Origin of the sequence: Pseudomonas sp. GM102 (assembly GCF_000282555.1) — a bacterium.
Classification (GTDB): domain Bacteria; phylum Pseudomonadota; class Gammaproteobacteria; order Pseudomonadales; family Pseudomonadaceae; genus Aquipseudomonas.
Genome location: NZ_AKJB01000073.1, coordinates 33,633 through 54,301, shown reverse-complemented (window position 1 = coordinate 54,301; position 20,669 = coordinate 33,633). Strand labels below are relative to the sequence as shown.

Here is a 20,669-nt window from a genome sequence, read left to right as displayed (position 1 = left end):
GGCCCCTGCGGCTGCCGCTGCGCCGGCTGCCAAGGCTGAAGCTGCGCCTGCTGCCGCCAAAGCGCCGACCGCTCCAGCCGCAGCGCCTGCTGCTGCCAGCGTTCAGCAAGTGCACGTGCCGGACATCGGTTCGTCGGGCAAGGCCCAGATCATCGAGATCCAGGTCAAGGTCGGCGACACCGTCGCGGCTGATCAATCGCTGATCACCCTGGAATCCGACAAGGCCAGCATGGAAATTCCATCGCCTGCCGCTGGTGTGGTCAAGGCCATCAGCGTCAAGCTCAACGACGAAGTCGGCACCGGCGACCTGATTCTGGACCTGGAAGTGGCGGGTGCTGCGGCACCGGCTGCGGCCGCTCCAGCCCAGGCTGCTGCGCCTGCTGCCGCTGCTCCAGCGTCAGCCGCTGCCGCTCCGGCTCCGGCGGCTCCGGTTGCCGACACTGTCCAGGACATTCACGTCCCGGACATCGGTTCGGCGGGCAAGGCCAAGATCATCGAAGTGCTGGTCAAGGCTGGCGACACCGTCGTCGCCGACCAGTCGCTGATCACTCTGGAATCCGACAAGGCGAGCATGGAAATTCCATCGCCTGCCGCTGGCGTGGTGGAAAGCGTTTCCATCAAGCTGGATGACGAAGTCGGTACCGGCGACCTGATCCTGAAGCTGAAAGTCAAAGGCGCGGCACCTGCTGCGGCTCCGGCCCCGGCCGCTGCTGCACCGAGCGCTCCTGCTCCAGCCGCTGCTGCGCCTGCTGCTCCGGCTCCGGCCGCACCTGTTGCTGCCCCGGCCAAGCCAGGCGCCAAAGTTCATGCAGGCCCGGCTGTTCGCCAACTCGCCCGTGAATTCGGCGTCGAGCTGAGCGCCGTTGGTGCCAGCGGTCCGCACGGTCGCATCCTGAAAGAAGACGTGCAGGTTTACGTCAAAGCCATGATGCAGAAGGCCAAGGAAGCACCGGCCGCTGCAGCTGGTGCAACCGGCGGTGCGGGCATCCCGCCGATTCCGGTCGTGGACTTCAGCCGCTTCGGTGAAATCGAAGAAGTGCCGATGACTCGTCTGATGCAAATCGGCGCGTCGAGCCTGCATCGCAGCTGGCTGAACATTCCTCACGTGACTCAGTTCGATTCGGCTGATATCACCGAGCTGGAAGCGTTCCGTATTGCTCAGAAAGCCGTTGCAGAGAAGGCTGGCGTCAAGCTGACCATCCTGCCGTTGCTGCTCAAGTCCTGCGCGCACCTGCTCAAGGAACTGCCGGACTTCAACAGTTCGCTGGCGCCAAGCGGCAAGGCGATCATCCGCAAGAAGTACGTGAACATCGGCTTCGCGGTCGACACCCCGGACGGCCTGCTGGTACCGGTCATCAAGAACGTCGACCAGAAGAGCCTGTTGCAATTGGCAGCCGAAGCCGCCGTGCTGGCCGCCAAGGCCCGCGACAAAAAGCTCACCGCTGACGACATGCAAGGCGCCTGCTTCACCATTTCCAGCCTCGGCCACATTGGCGGCACCGGCTTCACGCCGATCGTCAACGCGCCGGAAGTGGCGATCCTCGGTGTTTCCAAGGCAACCATCCAGCCAGTCTGGGACGGCAAAGCCTTCCAGCCGAAACTGATGCTGCCGTTGTCGCTGTCCTACGATCACCGTGTGATCAACGGCGCCGCTGCGGCACGCTTCACCAAGCGTCTGAGCGACCTGCTGGCGGACATCCGCACCATCCTGCTGTAACACCGGCCGGCCCTCCTTCACGGGAGGGCCTGTCGCGTTCCATGTTTTCCGAGCGCCACGCTCGTACCTCAACCCCGCCAATTTGGCGGGGCTTTTTTTGCCCTGAAGAAAGCCCTCCTCTGCACCTTATTCCTACACTCATGGCTTACACCGCCTACAACTCGAGTCCACTTCCGCCCGATATTTTTTGCGTGCCAATAACTAGGCTTAGTTTGGAGAATTTCCAATAGAAACTTCGACAACCTAATCTGCTTAGTTAGCATTACTTCGAATGGATTCGAACATGTTCAAACCGACTGTCGGCCCGATTATTGGCCACACTACAACTAACCATGTCCGCATTTTTTTGCGCGGCGAATTACAGAATGACGCCTTGGTATTTGCAGGCATCCGTTATCGACGCACCGGCGAGGACCACTGGTCCAAAGGCGTTTTTGTAAAACTGACTATCTTGCGCGATATGTCCGATGTGATTGCCCTCAACGACCTTGCCACCGATACCGACTATGAATACCAGGCGGGCTGGTTCAGCCCCATGAGCCCGGTGCATACCGTGGAGACGGCTCAGGAACTGCCGCTGCAATGGCCGCGGGAGATCTATCGCTTTCGCACGCAGTCCAGCAAAACCACCACGCCACGGGCTTATATCGTCGGCTCATGTCGTTACCTGCGAATGACCGCCGGCATTGCGTCGGCCCCGCATGTGGGCGACCGGATCTTTGCCTCGATCACAAACCTGGCGGAACACGCCGAACCGCCCATCAGCGCCATGCTGATGACTGGCGACCAAATCTACGTCGATGATCTGAACCTCGTGGCCCCCGACCGGGAATACAAGGACATCCTCAGCAAATACCGCACGGCTTTTTCTCAGCCTCATATATCGGCGTTAATGTCCGGCGTGCCAACTTACATGATCCTCGACGACCATGAAATTGAAGACAACTGGCCAGCCAATGCAAGTAAGAGTGATATTTACTTATACAAAAATGCCATGGCAGCGTATGAGCTCTATCAGGTCAGCCACAGCCCCGTACATGAACTGCTTGCCAACGGGCAAGTAAACAGAGCACTGCTGCCGCACTATTGGTATCAATTCACCGAGGGCGATATCGAATGGTTTATTACCGACAGCCGAACCCGACGCAATCTGTCGGCCAGCGACCGCCGCATTCTTGATGAAGAACAGGAACAGGCACTGCTCAAATGGCTGATCAACAGCCCGGCCCGGGTCAAATTCGTGGTCACCAGCGTCATGTTCTACCCCGACCGCAAGCTGCACGGTGATGACGCCTGGAAAGCCTTCCCGGAACAACGACTAAGGCTACTGGAGACGATTCGTACGCATCGCATCAAGAACGTCTTCTTCATTTCCGGTGATGTCCACGGCTCGCTGACCAGTCGCCTGACTCACAGTGAGGTACCGGGCTTCGAAGTTCACACCATCGTGTCTTCACCGCTGTGCAACAGCAAGCTGCTGCCGTATGCCAAGGCATCGACCTTCATCTTCGACCAAGCGTTAGCCCGAACGGCCGCGGGAGATTATCAGCATGAGCTGACCAGTGAGGTGATCAGCCAGGATAATTTCGCGCATCTGGTCGTCGATGCTGAACAGGTTCGCGTCAATTATCACGATCGGGATGGCAACCAACTGCAGTCGATAACCATAAAACTGCGTTGATTGCGGAAAAGATCGCAGCCTTGCAGGAGCTGCCGAAGGCTGCGAGCCTTTTTGACTCACAACATTACTTTCAACCCCTCGCTGGAGAATTCTTCACACCTGCCGACATATTCTTATAGCACTTGGCCTTCATGTCTCTTGTCAGTCGGTGTCGCAATGATGCAACCTTGCCGCAGACAACAGTAAAGAGGGCGAGAGCCCGGCGCGATCAGCATATTCGAAGCGAGTTTCCCTCTATATGAAGAGCCAACCCGATGCCGCCAGCCGTATGGTGGCCGAGGTAGTGACGCAGTTGCCTGTGCCCTCGCGGCTCGGCATGCTGCGTTTCGAACGGCTGAATGAACCGAGCTGGGCGCTGCTGTTTCTCGACCCCAATTGCGAACGACAGTTTGGCCTGCCGGCAGTGGAGCTCTGTGCTCTGGTCGGCTCGCCCTATGCCAGCCTGATGGAGCCCGAAGCGCGCTATCAACTGCATGACACGATCCAGCAGCAACTCACCAATAGCCCGCATTACCTGATCCGCTACACCTTGCACACCGCCGCAGGGGTACTGAGCCTGCTGGAACTGGGCGAAGCTTACAAACAACACAATCGACACCTGCTACGCGGCTACCTGATGGTGGTAGACGGCCTGTTCATCGATGAACCGCTGCTGCCGGCGCTGGACCTGGAAACCCAGAACTCACGCCTGCAAATTGCCCTGGAACTCAATCAACGCGCCCAGCAGGAACAACTGCAGCACCTGGATCGGGTGCGCGCCCAGCAAGATCTGATTCTGCTGCTGACCCGCCAGCGCTACAGCACCAACAATTCCTTGCAAGAAGCCGCCGAGCTGATCACCCGCAGTGCCTGCGATATCTATGAAATCGACTGCGCCAGCCTTTGGAACCTCGACGGCTCACTACTGACGCCGATTTCAGCCTATCACCGCGCCACCCGCAATCACCGACTGCCGGAGCCGATCGATGCCAGTGGTTTCCCCGATTACCTCGAAGCCTTGCACACCGGCCGTGCCATCGACGCCCACAACGCCATGCGCGACCCGCGCACCCGGGAAATAGCCGAGAGCCTGCGCCCGCGCGACGTCAACGCCATGCTCGATGCCAGCATCCGCGTCGACGGCCAAGTGGTCGGCGTGCTCTGCCTGGAGCAGATCGGTGCAACCCGTGCCTGGCAGTCGGACGAAATCGCCTTTGCCGGCGAGCTGGCGGATCAGTTCGCCCAGGTCATCAACAACCACAACCGCCGCACCGCCACCAGCGCCCTGCACTTGTTCCAGCGTGCGGTGGAGCAAAGCGCCAACGCCTTCCTGCTGGTCAATTGCGATGGCGTGGTGGAGTACGTCAACCCAAGCTTTACCGCTATCACCCAGTACACCACCGAGGAAGTCCACGGCCAGCGGCTGTCGGAACTGCCGGCACTGGAAAACCTCAGCGAACTGTTGTTCGACGCGCCGTCGGCGCTGGCCAAGAGCAACAGTTGGCAGGGCGAGTTCAAGAGCCGGCGCAAAAACCTCGAACCCTACTGGGGCCAGCTGTCGATTTCCAAGGTCTACGGCGACAACCGTGAGCTGACGCACTACATCGGCATCTACGAAGACATCACCCAGACCAAGCTCGCCCAGCAGCGCATCGAGCGCCTGGCCTATACCGACAACCTGACCAACCTCGGCAACCGCCCGGCGTTCATCCGCAACCTTGATGAACGCTTCGCCCGAGACAGCGACACGCCGATCAGCCTGCTGCTGGTGGACATCGACAACTTCAAGCGGATCAACGACAGCCTCGGCCACCAGACCGGCGACAAACTGCTGATCAGCCTGGCCCGACGCTTACGCAACAGCCTGAGCCCGAGCGGCAGTCTGGCTCGCTTCGCCAGTAACGAGTTCGCGGTGCTGCTGGACGACACTGACCTCTCGACGGGCCAGCAGGTCGCCAACCAATTGCTGGCAACCCTCGACAAGCCGATGTTCGTCGATAACCAATTAATCAGCGTTACCGGCTCCGTGGGCCTGGCCTGCGCGCCGCTGCATGGTCGCGACCCTCAGACGCTGATGCGCAACGCCGGCCTGGCGCTGCACAAGGCCAAGGCCAACGGCAAGCACCAGGTGCAAGTGTTCACCGAAGCACTGAATGCCGAGGCCAGCTACAAGCTCTTCGTCGAGAACAACCTGCGCCGCGCCCTCACCCAGAACGAGCTGGACGTGTTCTACCAGCCAAAGCTGTGCCTGCGCAGCGGTCGCCTGCTGGGGATGGAAGCGCTGCTGCGCTGGAACCATCCGGAAAAAGGCATGATTCGCCCGGACCAGTTCATCAGCGTTGCCGAAGAAACCGGGCTGATCATTCCGATCGGCAAATGGATCGCCCGCCAGGCCTGCCGCATGAGCAAAGACCTGACCGCCGCCGGCCTGGGTAATCTGCAAGTGGCGATCAACCTGTCGCCCAAACAGTTCTCCGACCCGGACCTGGTAGCGTCCATCGCCAACATCCTCAAGGAAGAAGAACTGCCGGCGAACCTGCTGGAACTGGAACTGACCGAAGGCCTGCTGCTGGAGGCCACCGAAGATACCCACCTGCAGCTCGATCAGCTCAAGCGTCTGGGCCTGACCCTGGCCATGGATGACTTCGGCACCGGTTACTCGTCGCTCAGTTACTTGAAAAAATTCCCGATCGACATCATCAAGATCGATCGAAGCTTCATCCACGAAATCCCGGACAACCAGGACGACATGGAAATCACCTCCGCGGTGATCGCCATGGCCCACAACCTGAAACTCAAGGTCGTGGCTGAAGGCATCGAGACGGCCGAGCAGCTTGCGTTCTTGCGACGCCACCGTTGCGACGTCGGTCAGGGTTACCTGTTCGACCGACCAATCCCGGGTTCCGAGCTGATCGAAAAGCTCAAACGCTACCCGCGTGGTCCGATCGCCTGAATAAGGCTGAATGCTCTTTCTGCCTGGCCCGCTCCCACAAGGTAGTGATTAACTTGGCATCATTGGGCACACTGGTGGTCTGTTTATTTACATCTCAACCTGACTGAGAGGACTGATCATGGTTCTGCGCTCGGAAATCCTGGTGAACAAAAACGTGCTCCCGACTAAAGAACAAGCTCTGCCTGGCCGCGAAACCCCAATGACCGTGCCGGAAAAACACTTCGTCCACGACGCCCCGCTGCTGGGCCCGTTCGCGATGGACGTGGATTTCGCAATCTTCGGCCTGGGCTGCTTCTGGGGCGCGGAGCGCAAGTTCTGGCAGCGCGAAGGCGTGGTCAGTACGGCGGTGGGTTACGCCGGCGGCTTTACGCCGAACCCGACGTACGAAGAAGTCTGCTCGGGCCTGACCGGCCACAGCGAAGTGGTACTGGTGGTCTACGAGCCGGCAAAAGTCAGCTATGAAGAACTGCTGAAGATGTTCTGGGAGCTGCACAACCCGACCCAGGGCATGCGCCAGGGCAATGACATCGGCACCCAGTACCGCTCGGTGATCTATGCCACCAACCCGGCTCAACTGGCCGCCGCCAAGCACAGCGAGCAAGTGTTCCAGGCCGAGTTGACCAAGGCTGGCAAAGGCACCATCACCACCGAAATCGAAGAAGCGCCGACGTTCTACTTCGCCGAGGCGTATCACCAGCAGTACCTGGCGAAAAACCCTGAAGGGTATTGCGGGATTGGCGGTACCGGCGTGACCTGCCCGATCTAAATCCCAAAAAGCAAAAGATCGCAGCCTCGTTTCACTCGACAGCTCCTACAGGGAATACGCATTCCGATGTAGGAGCTGTCGAGTGAAACGAGGCTGCGATCTTTTGATCTTGCTTGTCGATTGACCCTATTCGGCAATCAACCAATCCATCTGCCACCCACCCTGGGTCTGCCCAAGCGTCTTGGACAACCACGGCAGCAACTCACGCAATTCCTCTTCCAGCCCCCACGGCGGATTAGCAATCGCCAACCCCGAACCATTCAGGCTATTGGGCGTATCCAGCGGATGCACCAGCAACTCAACCCGCAACAACTTCGGCGCGCCCGTACCCGCCAAATCCTGATAGAACCGACGCAACATGCGCTGATCCTTCACCGGGTACCAGATCGCCGCCACCGTCTGGCGCATCCGGCCAATCGCTTCTTTCAACGACGCCGCACAACGCTGCATCTCATCGAGCTGTTCGAACGGCGGATCAATCAACATCACCGCCCGCTTCTCCTGCACCGGCAACATCGCCCGCGACACATGCCAGCCTTCGCCCAAATGCACCTTCACCCGACGATCACCGGCCATGTTGTCCTTGAGCAGCAAGCCGTCTTCGGGGTGCTTCTCGTTGAGCATCAGCCGATCCTGCGGCCGCGTCAGACGCCGCGCCAACTCCGGCGACCCCGGGTAATAGCGCAACTGGCCATCCGGGTTCATGTCGTGCAACACCTTCATGTAATCGGCAGTCAGCGCCGGCAAATCCGGCTGATCCCACAACCGCGCGATCCCTTCCAGGTACTCACCGGTACGGCTCGCCTGATCGCCCTGCAGGTCATACAGACCAATGCCGGCGTGAGTGTCGAGATAGGCAAACGGCTGCTCCTTGCGCGACATCAAGGCGATGAGGCGGGTCAAAGTCAGGTGTTTGAACACATCGGCGTGATTGCCGGCATGGAAGGCGTGACGATAATTCATGATTGCTCCTGCGAAGGCCGGGAAGTTTACCTTGTACGGGGCTGGACGTCAGGGGTTGGTGGCTGAGCGGCTACTCTGCACGCTGATCGTTCCCACGCTCCCGCGTGGGAATGCCTCAAGGGACGCTCCGCGTTCCAGCCACGCAATCGAATTCGCGCCTGACACCGATGTGACGCAGAGCGTCACGGCTGCATTCCCACGCAGAGCGTGGGAACGATCTTGCAGCAGCCTTACTCCGAAGGCCGAGCCCGCAACCGCCGCCCAATCACATCCAGCACATCACAGCCATCGCGCAATGGAATGGCGCAGAGCAAGGCAAAGTCGCTGAGAATGAAGGATTCGCACTCGACTGAACCGCGCATCGACATGTTCTCAAGCACCTGCGTAACGGCGCGAATTCGATAGTTGGCAGCGTCGTATAAAACATCGAGCGGCGCGTGGGTATCGACGAACAGGGTGGGCATATCGGTGCAGTTGCCGGTCAATGCCATGAAGCGGTTTTCGGGATGAGGGATTATTTTTTCGTAGGGTGGATCGGGGGTTAGCGTCGTCATTTTTTGAACATCCTTAGAGTACGTTTGAAGCTGCCAACGACCTTTCCTACGGGTTTGGGTGGCAGCCGCGCGCGGGAGTAGGAAACTGAGGTACTCCAACTCAGCCACGCCGAAGCGTGTCCCGCACACAGCCGCCGCGAACGATGTTACGGACACTATTAAAGTGCCGCAATCAACCGACAGCGCTGATGCACGTTGGAGTAAGGGTTCCTACACCCTGCCACCGCTTCCGCAGTGACAGTGAAAGACTATCCCTGTAAGCCAGCGCCCACCAGTTCATGGAAACCGCTACATCTTGAAGGAAACTTCCGACGACCTTGCCCAGAAATTTCGCGATCGCTGCAAGATTCCTAAACAGCCAAATCAGTCTGTGGTGCTTGCAATCAACGCGCTAATAGTTCGACGCTTGGGATTCCAAATCGTAAGACACCACACCCCCCACCACTCCAAGCCAGCATCAAAATAGTTGCTCCATGATTCTACGCCTGAAATTTTTTCGTCATAACCATGCAGTCCCGTGTTGAGCCCCTCGACCCAATTCACCACTGAGACATCATCTATTTCGTTTAACCCCAGGAGTTCGCACCATTCCAGAAAAACCGACTGTGCCTCCATCTTCCCCCTTTTAAACTGAGCACGATATGGAGGATTTACAAAGCAGGCGTATAACGCTAAACGTTCAAAAATGTCGGTTTTATCAGTCGATGTCAGATTCCGCACTTCATCCCGACTGAGCGGAGTAGCTATGGCATTGTCTAAATCCCAACTAATCAGCGGTTCGGGATGATCCTTATATTTTGGATCTTTGATGAGATTTTCGTGCCACTCCATCGCCTCTATCATCAGCAACTCATGAAGCGATATCAGCGCCTGTCGATGCATGCTTTCATCCGCTTCAACCTCAGACTCAGGTGAAAAAACCACATATTTGAATACGCATCCGGCACTATCCATTCGCTCACGCAACGAGAAAGGGGACGGATTTATTTGTTACTCCATAACAACACCTTCGAAGCTGGCAGCAAAAATAAATCCGTCCTCTTTATTGGTCTGCCCGCCAATTGAGAATATATTCGTCCCCCGCTGTTCAAAAATCCGGCACCAGAATCAAAAAGCCACATCAATACGAATCGCATTTATTTTAATAAATTTTTTGTTAAAAAACGGGTAGTCATAATGAATATTCTGAGCATCGAAATCAATAAAAGATCTTAATACAGCACCATCTAAATAGCCCGCTAACACACATGAAAAACTATCATCCTCCATTTCAACTCCGACATATTCATCCTGACTTACTTCCATGCCGACGCTATCAGGAAAAACCAATTCAAACTCAACCTCGTAAGTTTTACCGATTTCAATTTTAAATGGGCAGAAGTTAATAAAGCATTGGACCGTTACGCCATTGACAAGCAAAACAACCGCCTCTTCGACGACCTCGTCAACCTCCATGACAAGCGCACTATACTTCTTAGTCATTTACTGACCTCAACTCGTTATCCTTTGCATCACCGTTTAACATTTCCAGAAATCCTTTCCACTTTTGACATGCAGGGTCGTGATATCACCGTTATTATTAGTACCGACAAATGCAAACTTTGTATCACCATTCCTCTGGGAATTGCCCAGCAGTTGCAAATAGGCGACCCTAACTTCTCCTTCATACGGATATTTCACTTTTATGCCTTGATTCACTACATCACGAGAAATTTGTAGGTATTCCTCTTTGCTCTGAGCGCCGAACTCTTTTTTCCCGTGTTATTTATTAGAAAAAGAAAAAAATGGGACAGATCTACTTATTTTCATAAATTCACTATCTACGACTTATCTGAGCATTAGCTTCCTTCACCAAGTCGCTCGATCTTCCTGGCTGGCTTTGAGCAAGTCATCTTTCCAAACCTCCTGCGCCAGCATATAGACATGCTGAAGAAAACCACGAGGATCCTTTAATTCGTACCATTCACCCCGAGCCCAGCTCGCAGCCTCGTTCTCGTCAATATCGAACAAGCCCTGAAAGTCATAGCTTTCGTCGTTCAGCTTATCTGCCAGAGACTCCATCAAAACGAGCTTATGCCGATAGGTCAAATACCCTAAGTTAAGACCGTACTTCCTGATCAGCTCAGCTCTATCGTCCTTATTATTAGGATCATAAACTTCAAGTTCTGCCCCAAGCGTCTCTTCACGATCATAAACACAAAAAACCCCAATAAACCACATTAAGTCGGGCCGAAATTCCTCATCTAAAAAAGGGTCTCGCAACATCATTTCTTCTCCGAAGGAAAACCTGTATAGGGCCGAGTCACATCATCCTTATCAAACTTAACTTCAAACCAATTCAGATCCTCATTTAACTTAGGATTACTTTGATCTATTCTATTTGGCCTATACCCACGACCAGCGCCAGGAAGCTCCATCCTTACAATTGGGTCTCTGTTGTGATCTGTACCCGTATGGGGGCTCAGCCCCAACCTCTCTCTAGTTAATGCCTTATTCAATGCATTGAAATGAACCCTCCAGCTACTGAACTGAGAGCTTAAATTCCCCCTCGCTCCATTCGGGATCCTCCCAGTATTAGGGTCCGCTCCGTTAATGGCTCGCTGTTTTAGTGCGGTATCCGATATTTCTGAACTGTGCTTTTTGACGGTATGCATGTCGTATTTATCCTCCATTGCCATAACCCGTCCCTTGGCGTTCGCCTCAGCCAGCTCATCAATCCGCGCCCGCCGCTGATCACCCGTCAGCTTCGGTAGCGCCGGCTCACCCTCATCCACCTTAACGCCAGTCGTATCATCCGGCGCCCCACACGCAGGCTTATTCGGCGGCGGGCAATTCCCGCTCAACCCCAACGGATCAACCCACCCCGTCGGATTCGGCGTGTACTGGTACTGGTTGAGCCCACCCGCCAACTTGACCGGATCAGGCGTCAGGTACCGGCCAACCTCCGGATCATAGTACCGATGCCGGTTGTAGTGCAGACCACTCTCGGCGTCGAAGTACTGCCCCTGGAACCGCAGCGGCTGTTCGAGCTGCTCGCCCCCGCCGAACGCCAGACCAGTCACTTTGCCGTAGGCGTTGTACTTCGCCGACCAGACAATCTCGCCACCAAAGTCCGTCAGTTCCTGAGGCGTCCCAAGGTGATCGAGTTGGTAGTAGAACGGGCAGGCCTTTTTCGGGCCTTTACCGTCGAGCAGGGCCAACGGCCGGAAACTGCCCGGTTCGTAGACATAGCTGCGGTAATGCTCGCGGCTGCTTTCGGCGACGAGGTTGTCGCCTTGCCAGAAGAACTCGGTGGTTTGGCCATCAACCGTTTTAGCAATGCGACGACCGAAGGCGTCGTAACGGTAACTTGAACAACGACCGTCCGGAGTCGTGATGCCGACCAAGCGATGCTGACAGTCGTAGCGATACTCGGTGACGAGTTTCTGCCCGGTACCGCGACGTTCGCGGATCAGATTGCCGAAGGCGTCGTAGTCGTAATGCCGGTCGCCTTGCATCAGCAGGCGATTGCCCTTAACGGTCGCAACGCCGGAACGGTCCTGCATCAGCAGGTTGCCCGCCGGGTCGTGGGCAAAACTTTCCGGCGGATCGTCGCGGGTGTGGCGGACGCGGGTCAGGCGGTTGAGCGGGTCGTACTGGTAGTTGCGCTGGCCGTGGCGGATGTCGGCGATGTGGTCGAGATTGCCGTTGGCGCTGTAGGCATAGTCGCGGCGGTACAGGTTTTTTTGCTGTTGGCTGACCGCGTGGGCCTTCAGCCGGCCCTGGTCGTCGTAGGCATATTCGCTGAGCAGCAGACCTTGCTGGCGTTGCTGTTCACGGCCGGATTTGTACGTGTGACTTGTAAGACGCGCGCCATTGAGGTCGATGGCCGTCAGCGCGCCGCCCTTGGTGTGGTGGTAGTCGAGTTTGCTGCCGTCCGGCAGGCGCAGGCGATTGAGTTGGCCGCAGGCGTCGTAGCCGTAACGCAGCGTGCCCCAACTCTGGTGTTCGGTGATCAGGCGGTCCTGCTGGTCGTATTCGAACTCCAGCGGATGGTCGTGGCCATCGTCGACGCTGGTCAGTCGGCCCAGCGAGTCGTAGCGATACTCGACCTGGATGCCGTCGGGCAGGGTCTTGACCAACAGGCGCCCGGCCGAGTCCCGCTCATAAGCCGTGATCAGCTGTGAGCCGTCATCGCCGAACTCGGTTTTCTCCAGCAGGTGGCCGTTGAGGTCGTAGGCGTACGCGGTACGGCGGCCGTCGAAGCCGGTTTCCTGTCGGATCAATCCGCCGGGCGTGTAGTCCAGCCGATAGTGTTCGCCGGCTTCGTTTTCGATGTCCGTGAGCAGCAGCTGGGCGTTGTCGTAGCGGTATTGGAGCTGGGTGCCGTCGGGATTGATCCGGCGGCTGACCAGGTGCAGGTCGTCGGCGTATTCGTAGCGGGTGACGCGGCCCAGTTCATCGCGTTCGGCGGTGATCTGGCCGTAGGCGTTGTAGCTGAAGCCGCGCGTGGCGCCGGTCGGCAGGGTTGTCTGAATCAGTCGGCCGACGGCGTCCCATTGGTAACGAGTAACAGCACCGTGTTCGTCCTGACGGGTAATCCTTCGCCCCAGTACGTCGTAGGAAAAGCGCCGCTGGCCGCCATCCGGCAGCGTTTCCTCGACCAGTTGGCCCAAGGCATTCCAGACGAACACATGGCGGCTGGTGTCCGGGTAGCGGATCGACAGCAACCGCCCCTGGGCGTCGTAGTGGTAATGGATGACCTGCCCGTCCGGGTCGACGGCCTCGGTGACATCGCCTTGGGCATTGCGCCGATAGATCCATACCGCCTCGCCGCGATACCGCGCATGCAGGAAACCGTTGCGGTACTCGTAGGCCGTTGGCTCGTCTTCCGGCGGAATCAGCGCGACCAGCCGTCCGACTTCGTCGTACCGGTATTCGGTGATGGCGCCGAGCGGATCCTGCTCGGCAATCAGCCGACCGTTGTCGTCGTAGGCCTTGAGGTGTTCGCCGCCGTCCAGTTCGACCTTGCGCACCAGCCGCGCCCGGTCGTCGTGGACGTAAACCTCTTCGCTGCCGTCGATGTTCTGGACGGTGACGCTACCCTCGTCATCCCAGACATAGCGCGCATCCATCTGCGCAAACGACGCCCAGTGCCGGATGCAGCGTGCCGCCTTGCCAGACCGTTCCCACTCCCAGAAGAAACTCGCCCCACCGGCCAGTTGCCGCTGCAGGATCACGTGTTGATCGTCGTAGTCGTAACGCTCGCTCTCGCCGGCGGCGTTGCTCGCTTCGATCAGCTGATCACATTCGTCGTAGCGGTAACTGACCAGCGTTTGCTCGGTATGCCAGGCCTCATCGAGGGTGTGCGCCGGAACAAACACCTGATAGTCGACAGCGACCAGATGCGCGCGGTCATAACGCAACAGCAAGGCGCGGCCGGCGCCATTGTCGAGGCGCTGGATGCGCTGCTGGCGGTCGCGGGTGATGCGCAGGCGGTTGTCGTACGCGTCGCTGATCGTGGTCAGAAAACCGTTACGGAAGTGGTAGAAACGCGGTTCTTCGCCAGCCTGGGCGAGGATCAGTTCCTCGGGTTCATCGCCGAGAAAAATCGCGGCGCGCGACAAACTGTTGTGGATCGCCGGGCGCTCAATGGATGGCAGCGGGAAGGAGGTGCGGCGGTTTTCGTGGTCGGTCCAGATGACCGTGTCGCCGTCGATTTCCAGGCGATGGGATAACGAATGGCTCCAGCCAAAACCCAGGCCGCCGTCGATCTCGGCGGCGCTGGTGCGGTAGAGGCGGGTGAAGTCGAACGGCAGGATGCCGTCCAGCGAACCGTCGGTGAGGGTTAGCAGTTCCTCGCCGGTGACCATCGACACCGGGCATTTGTTGGTGGCGGTTTTATCGACGGAGTCGGCGCTATCACCGTTGGGGTTTTTGGCTTGTTTTGAGACATCGTCGTGGTGTTCGTTTTGCTTGAGCGTGGTGTTGCGTTTGGCATCCCAGCGCAGTTGCATGCGACCCTTTTTCAGACCCGCTGCAACACCGCGTGCGGCGACTGCTTTGTACTGGTCGATGTACTTCATGAAGGTGGTGAGGATGCTGAATGTCGCATCGACGAAACGCATCGCAAGACCAGCCAGCAACGCCCCGTACTTGAGCCCGCGAGCGGTGAGATAGGCCTTGGCGACGGGTATACCGACCCCCGTCCAGGCCAGCGCCAAAGCAATCAGAATATCGATCAGTACCGAGACAATGACCTGGCTGGCCACCTCTGCCGAGTTACCAGCCATTTCGCTAGGCGGTAACGCCGAAAGCCAAAGACTCGCAGCACGAAACAGCAGACAAAGCGCCGCTTCATCGCTAGCCAGCAACATGGCTTTTTCCATCGTTGCTGGTGATTGCTTCGCCAGATCGATGAGTTGCTGCGCACTACTGCCGAGTTGTTCAAGGTGAGCGCCTGGATTCTTAAGGATGTCAAAGACAAGGCTCAGTCCATCCCAAACGCCCATGACTGCTGCCCAACTTCCCGCCAGCATTCCGTTGCCAGCGGCCACAAAAGTCGACTGCGACCACTGCGGTTTGAACCCCTCCCACTCTTTGCGCAGCCAGCCTTCCAGCTCTGAGGTCAAGCCATCGTATGACGAGAAAAGATCATCGATTTGAGCCGGGGTAACTTCGCTCTGGACATAAACACGGTAGAACTTTCCCGGTAAGCCTTCGAACTGACCTTTACCGCTTTCATCAAGCGAGACCGATGTACTTTCACCGCCATCCTCTGCAATCACATCGACCCGAATATTCCCCAGCGGAATGTCATAAACCGATTCAAACTTGCTCTCTATTTCCAGAATTCCGCTGTCCGGACACTGCGCAACGCTGGAGAAGAAATCGTCATCGCGACTACTGACCGACTTGCTGGTATTTCCCAGCTTGATCTTCCGCTCCATACCCATCAGCGACGGCATATCCGTAACTCGGCTAACCCTGTCCGCATTCCCGCTCAAAAAACTGCCAAGTTGCTGGCGATATAAACTCAAGGTGTCTTTGAAACCGTCGAGCTCCTGCTCAATACGAACGATCTGATCCATCAGTCCAGCTCCGTCATCAGGTAATCCACCAAGGCTGATTTCGGTGCTTGAGGCAGGTCCGGCGTCTCAAGAAGGCTCGCAACTTTGTGCCGCAATACACTTTCGGAAAACGCCTCATAAAGATCTGGACGGTCCTCGCTCAACCACTTCATCAAGTTGTTGATGCGGGTTGTGGCGGACTCGGTGGCGAGGTGTTTGAGCAGCGATTCAGAAACTTCCCACCACGGAAAAACCCTGGCTGTTTTCAATGCACTGCCGCCAATATCGAGCGATTGCCCATTGATCAAACAACGGTCAATGACAGGCATTAACTGCGCGGCGTTAACGTCGGCAGACCGAAGAATCGGCAGCAAATAACGCCCATCCCAGAAGCGAAAAAACACCGCGTCGTTGTTTGGCAAAAGAACTTGAGTGAGGCTGCGCAAATGCTCGACCAGCGCTTCTTGAGAAGCAGAAGAAACCGCTAGCCAACCCCAGTCGCGGGACTCGGTCGTAGCAACCCACTCCAGAAACTCACTGCCAGCAGCGACGATTCCGACATAGGGCATCACCGCTTCCCACTCGGCATACGCGGTTTCAGCCCAGATCGGGCTCGGTGATGGGGCCGTGATTGAGCACTGCCAGGCTTTGAACGGTTCAGCCGCACTGGCACTGCTGAAAATCGCGAACAGCTGCTCCGACGGTTGCAGCGGCTGGCGCTCCAGCCAGGTGTGAGGTGACAAGGCATCAGGCGGCACAGACACCGTCCTTGCAGCGCTCACACTCTTCGCAAAATGGCGCGTCACTTTGCAGGCTAAGGATCTGTGCAGCACTGAGCAGCGCCGCCGGGGCGGCGGCGAGTTTCAACGGAACATCCGGCAAGCTCGGGGCAGCGGCCATGGCTGCCATCGGTCCGCCACCGACCTGGATCGGCACACTGCTGAAAATCCCGCCAGGGCCGATGTTGATCCACTGTCCGCCCGCCTGAATGGTCGCGCTGGCGCCGCCATCGATGACCACTTGCTGGCCGGCGCTGACGTGGAATTGCTGGCTGGCGTTGAGGGCCTGACTGGTCACGCGAATGTGCCGGTCGCCGATCACCACCAAATGATCATCAAGTCGCACTTCGGTCTGGCGCTGACCGTGGGTGATGCGTTTTTCGTCAGCCTTGAGCTCATGGCGGGCGGTGCCGGTGACGACGATGCTGCGCTGGTTGTCGACCTGCACCTGCTGATCATTCAGTACGTGCTGAGTCCAGTTTCGCTGGGCGCGCAGGTAGATTTCCTCGCCGCCCTTGCGATCCTCGATGCGCAACTCGTTGTAACCACCGCCACCGGGACTACTTTGGCTGCGGAAAATGCTGCGGGTCTTGTCCGCCGGCAGATCGAGCGGCACCGGGGTCGCGGCGTTGGGCAGGCACCCCATGACCAGCGGCTTGTCGGCATCGGCGTCGACAAACCCCACCAGCACTTCCATGCCGACGCGCGGAATCATCACGCTGCCGTAGCGGTCGTGCGCCCAGCCAGTCGCGACACGCAGCCAGCAACTGGAATGCTCGTTGAGCTGACCGTCACGGTCCCAGGCCAGTTGAACCTTGACCCGACCGTACTCGTCGCAATGGATTTCGCTGTCAGTCGGGCCGGTGACCACGGCAGGTTGATAGCCGAGCATGCGTGGCTTTTCCGGCCCCAGCGCGGGGCGAAAAGCAACGTCCCACGGCGTCGCCAGAAAGGAATTGCGATAACCCTGGAAATCATCCGGGCTGTCGCTGGTGGCCGACTCTTCAAGGACCTGCGGCTGCCGACCACGGTGTTCAATTTCAGTGATCAACCACAGGTCATTCCACGTCTGACGCGGGTGTTCGGCGAGATGTAGGAAATGCCCGCTGACCAAAGCCGATTCATCGCCGCGACCTTCGGCCTGACGGTAATCCGCGCCGTGGCGTTCCAAGGCCCGTTGCGCCAGATGCTTGCCGTGTTCGCGGTCGGTGAACTGACCAGGGAAGTGATAGTCCTCCAGCACCGGTCGCTGCTCGCTGTCGAGGCGGCTTTCGAGTTGCAAACGCGGTTTGCGGAAGTCGTAGTCCCGGCGAGTGACCGCCGTAGTACGGGTTTCCAGGCGCACGTTGAACCGCTTGATCGCTGGCGCATCCGCTGCCATCCCGCTGCCTGGCAAGTACAGCGTCGGCTCGGGTAGCCGGGGAAAAACCGTCTGGTCATCGCCGAATACCAGCAAGTGCCCGTCGGGGTTGTGCTGGAAATGGTAATGAATGCCGATCTCGGCACACAGACGTTGAATGAATGCCAGGTCGCTTTCGGCGTACTGCACGCAGTACTCGCGCTCGGGGTAGTCGCTACCGAGCCGGAACTCGAAGGCATCGCGCTGGATGCCGTGGTCTTTGAGAATCTGCGTGACGATCGCCGGCACGCTTTTATGCTGGAAAATCCGCTGATTGATACGCTGACCGAGATACGTCAGGCGCGGCACGAGACTGATTTGATAGCCCGTAAGACGTTGGCCGGAATCGCTCTGGCCTACGCGATAAATCTGACCGTGAATACCGGAACCGTGCGCATCGAAACTCAGAAATGCCTGACGGTGCAGCAGACTTTCGAGTTCCAGGTCCGGGCGCTCGCTGACCAGTTCCAGGTCAAAACGGTAGGGTTGGCTGATGGCTTCCTTGCCCGTGAACTCAAGTACCTTGAGCTCATTCTGGACGCCGTCGAGGGTCAACGTGAAACGCGGTTGATTGGCAGGCGCGAACATCCGATGTGTCTCTGCAGAATGAAGGCGGGCGATTCTGCATGAGCGACAAGGGGTGTTGACGGAGGGACAAGGAAATCAGATTTACCCTACTTTTTTAGGGATTTTTCCTTCATAAATCGGGTTGTTTGGCTACAGACATTCCCTGCAGAAGTAGTGTGTTGCAGCGGATGGCCTCTTCGCGGGCAAGCCTCGCTCCTACAGTTTTGCGGCGAATCACAAATCCTGTAGGAGCGAGGCTTGCCCGCGAAGGCGGCATCAAAAACACCAACCCTTTTCCTACAAACCAAAAAAAACGGCCCGCCTCCATCAAGGAAGCGGGCCGTTTTCATGTTCGGCAACAGATCAGAGCATCAGCTCATCCCCATCACTTGTTCAGGCGGAAATCTGCCTCGGCAGCCGCAAAGCGCTGAAGCATACCGTGAGTCGGTGTGCCCAGTTTGCTGACGATGTAGATCGCCAGGCTGGCGAAGATGAAACCAGGGATGATTTCGTACAGGCCCAGCAGTTCGAAGTGTTTCCAGACGATCACGGTGATCGCGCCGACCAGGATACCGGCCAGTGCGCCGTTGCGGGTCATGTCTTTCCAGATCACGGAGATCAGGACGACTGGACCGAAAGCAGCACCGAAACCTGCCCAGGCGTAGCTGACCAGACCCAGTACACGGTTTTCCGGGTTAGCCGCCATCGCAATGGCAATCAGGGCAACCAGCAACACCATGGCACGGCCGACCCAGACCAGTTCAACCTGGGAAGCGCTTTTACGCAGGAAGGTTTTGTAGAAGTCTTCGGTCAGGGCGCTCGAACACACCAGCAGTTGGCAGCTCAGCGTACTCATTACCGCTGCCAGAATGGCCGACAGCAACACACCGGCAACCCATGGGTTGAACAGGATTTTTGCCAGTTCGATGAACACACGCTCGTGGTTTTCGCTCACTGGCATGGCCACGGCAGGGTGCGCCGAGAAGTAAGCGATACCGAAGAAACCTACAGCAACGGTGCCGCCCAGGCACAGGATCATCCAGGTCATGGAGATGCGACGAGCGTTAGCGATCGACTTGACCGAATCCGCCGCCATGAAACGCGCCAGGATGTGCGGTTGGCCGAAGTAGCCCAGACCCCAGCCCATCAGCGAGATAATGCCGATGAAAGTGGTGTTTTTCAGCATGTCGAAGTTGCTTGGATCTTGTGCTTCGATCGCCAGGAACGTGGTGTCGATGCCGCCAGTCGCCAGCAGCACGATGATCGGCGTCAGCAGCAAGGCGAAGATCATCAACGTAGCTTGTACGGTGTCAGTCCAGCTCACTGCCAGGAAACCACCGACGAAGGTGTAGGCAATCGTCGCCGCGGCACCGGCCCACAGCGCTGTCTCGTAGGACATGCCGAAGGTGCTTTCGAACAGACGGGCACCGGCCACAATGCCGGAAGCGCAGTAGATGGTGAAGAACACCAGGATCACGACCGCAGAGATGATCCGCAGCAGGCCGCTTTTATCTTCAAAACGGCTGGAGAAGTAATCCGGCAGGGTCAGCGCATCGCCGTTGTGCTCGGTCTGCACGCGCAGACGGCCGGCAACGAACAGCCAGTTTAGGTAAGCACCGACGATCAGGCCGATGGCGATCCAGCTTTCGGAAAGACCGGACATGTAGATAGCGCCCGGCAGACCCATCAACAACCAGCCGCTCATGTCGGAAGCACCGGCAGAGAGTGCGGTCACGACGCTGCCCAGGCTACGACCGCCCAGAATGTAGTCAGAAAGGTTGTTGGTGGAGCGATAGGCCATGAAGCCGATCAGCACCATTGCTGCGATGTAGATCACGAACGTGATCAGGGTTGGATTGCTTACGCTCATTGAGTTACGCCCTGGCATTGTTTTTATGTAACGGCGGCCGGTGAACCGCTCGCAAACGACGACGTTTGACAGACGATTCCGGATCCCGCGCATTTATGACTGATGTTTCCCCAGGAAAGCCATCAGCCGGCACACCGACTTTTTCGGCCGGTTGCACCTTGGCCGCGAATGCTATTCAACAATGCAAATAAGGTGCAACCAGTTTCGTAGGAATAAGTTGCACCTAGTCGGATTTTTCTTACAAAGGGTCGATTTCGCTCCTTTTTAGGGCGTTTTCCGGTTGCACTAGAATTAAAAGCACCAAGCAGGCGCGGGAGCGAGGCACCAAAATCAGTTTCCTGACGAACTGCTTATTATTCCGACAAAAAAAGGGTTGCACCCGGTTGCACCTC

The 20,669-nt window shown here is 57.5% G+C and carries 13 protein-coding genes; 4 read left to right on the top strand and 9 right to left on the bottom strand.

The genetic code is table 11. From position 1 onward, the window contains the following. The 4 genes from aceF to msrA all read left to right on the top strand — a co-directional run. The coding region (aceF, locus tag PMI18_RS09980; RefSeq protein ID WP_007903249.1) for a dihydrolipoyllysine-residue acetyltransferase at positions 1–1,717 on the top strand (1,717 nt) is incomplete at its 5' end. A gap of 283 nt (positions 1,718–2,000) precedes the next feature. Then, entirely contained in the window at positions 2,001–3,398 is a 1,398-nt protein-coding gene (locus PMI18_RS09985; RefSeq protein WP_007903248.1) for an alkaline phosphatase D family protein, read from the top strand. Between the two features lie 238 nt (positions 3,399–3,636). Continuing rightward, a complete protein-coding gene (locus tag PMI18_RS09990; RefSeq protein ID WP_007903247.1) occupies positions 3,637–6,330 on the top strand; it encodes a putative bifunctional diguanylate cyclase/phosphodiesterase in 2,694 nt (897 codons plus the stop codon). 118 nt (positions 6,331–6,448) lie between these two features. Continuing rightward, positions 6,449–7,096 carry a peptide-methionine (S)-S-oxide reductase MsrA gene (msrA, locus tag PMI18_RS09995; RefSeq protein ID WP_007903246.1) on the top strand — a complete coding sequence of 216 codons (648 nt, stop codon included), beginning with the start codon at positions 6,449–6,451 and terminating at the stop codon, positions 7,094–7,096. A 126-nt stretch (positions 7,097–7,222) separates the two neighbouring features. Here msrA and PMI18_RS10000 read toward each other — a convergent pair whose 3' ends face one another. From PMI18_RS10000 to putP, 9 genes are all read right to left on the bottom strand, one after another. After that, positions 7,223–8,059, bottom strand: a complete 837-nt coding sequence (locus PMI18_RS10000; protein WP_007903244.1) for a 23S rRNA (adenine(2030)-N(6))-methyltransferase RlmJ — start codon at positions 8,057–8,059, stop codon at positions 7,223–7,225. Between the two features lie 230 nt (positions 8,060–8,289). Continuing rightward, positions 8,290–8,613, bottom strand: a complete 324-nt coding sequence (locus PMI18_RS10005; protein ID WP_007903225.1) for a hypothetical protein — start codon at positions 8,611–8,613, stop codon at positions 8,290–8,292. Positions 8,614–8,976: 363 nt separating this feature from the next. After that, positions 8,977–9,567, bottom strand: a complete 591-nt coding sequence (locus tag PMI18_RS10010) for a hypothetical protein (protein ID WP_238542617.1) — start codon at positions 9,565–9,567, stop codon at positions 8,977–8,979. A gap of 153 nt (positions 9,568–9,720) precedes the next feature. After that, complete coding sequence (locus PMI18_RS10015) at positions 9,721–10,095, bottom strand: hypothetical protein (RefSeq protein ID WP_007903223.1); 375 nt, start codon at positions 10,093–10,095, stop codon at positions 9,721–9,723. Between the two features lie 366 nt (positions 10,096–10,461). Next, the gene (locus tag PMI18_RS10020) at positions 10,462–10,881 is read right to left on the bottom strand and encodes a hypothetical protein (protein WP_007903222.1); all 420 of its coding nucleotides are present in this window, start codon (positions 10,879–10,881) and stop codon (positions 10,462–10,464) included. After that, entirely contained in the window at positions 10,878–15,683 is a 4,806-nt protein-coding gene (locus PMI18_RS10025) for an RHS repeat-associated core domain-containing protein (RefSeq protein ID WP_007903221.1), read from the bottom strand. Before PMI18_RS10025 ends, PMI18_RS10020 begins: the two co-directional genes overlap by 4 nt. Next, positions 15,683–16,420, bottom strand: a complete 738-nt coding sequence (locus tag PMI18_RS10030) for a DUF4123 domain-containing protein (protein ID WP_007903220.1) — start codon at positions 16,418–16,420, stop codon at positions 15,683–15,685. The genes PMI18_RS10025 and PMI18_RS10030 overlap by 1 nt, the downstream gene beginning before the upstream one ends. After that, the gene (locus PMI18_RS10035; RefSeq protein WP_007903219.1) at positions 16,410–18,428 is read right to left on the bottom strand and encodes a type VI secretion system Vgr family protein; all 2,019 of its coding nucleotides are present in this window, start codon (positions 18,426–18,428) and stop codon (positions 16,410–16,412) included. The genes PMI18_RS10030 and PMI18_RS10035 overlap by 11 nt, the downstream gene beginning before the upstream one ends. A gap of 364 nt (positions 18,429–18,792) precedes the next feature. Continuing rightward, a complete protein-coding gene (putP, locus tag PMI18_RS10040; RefSeq protein WP_007903218.1) occupies positions 18,793–20,277 on the bottom strand; it encodes a sodium/proline symporter PutP in 1,485 nt (494 codons plus the stop codon). Between the last annotated feature and the right edge of the window lie 392 nt (positions 20,278–20,669).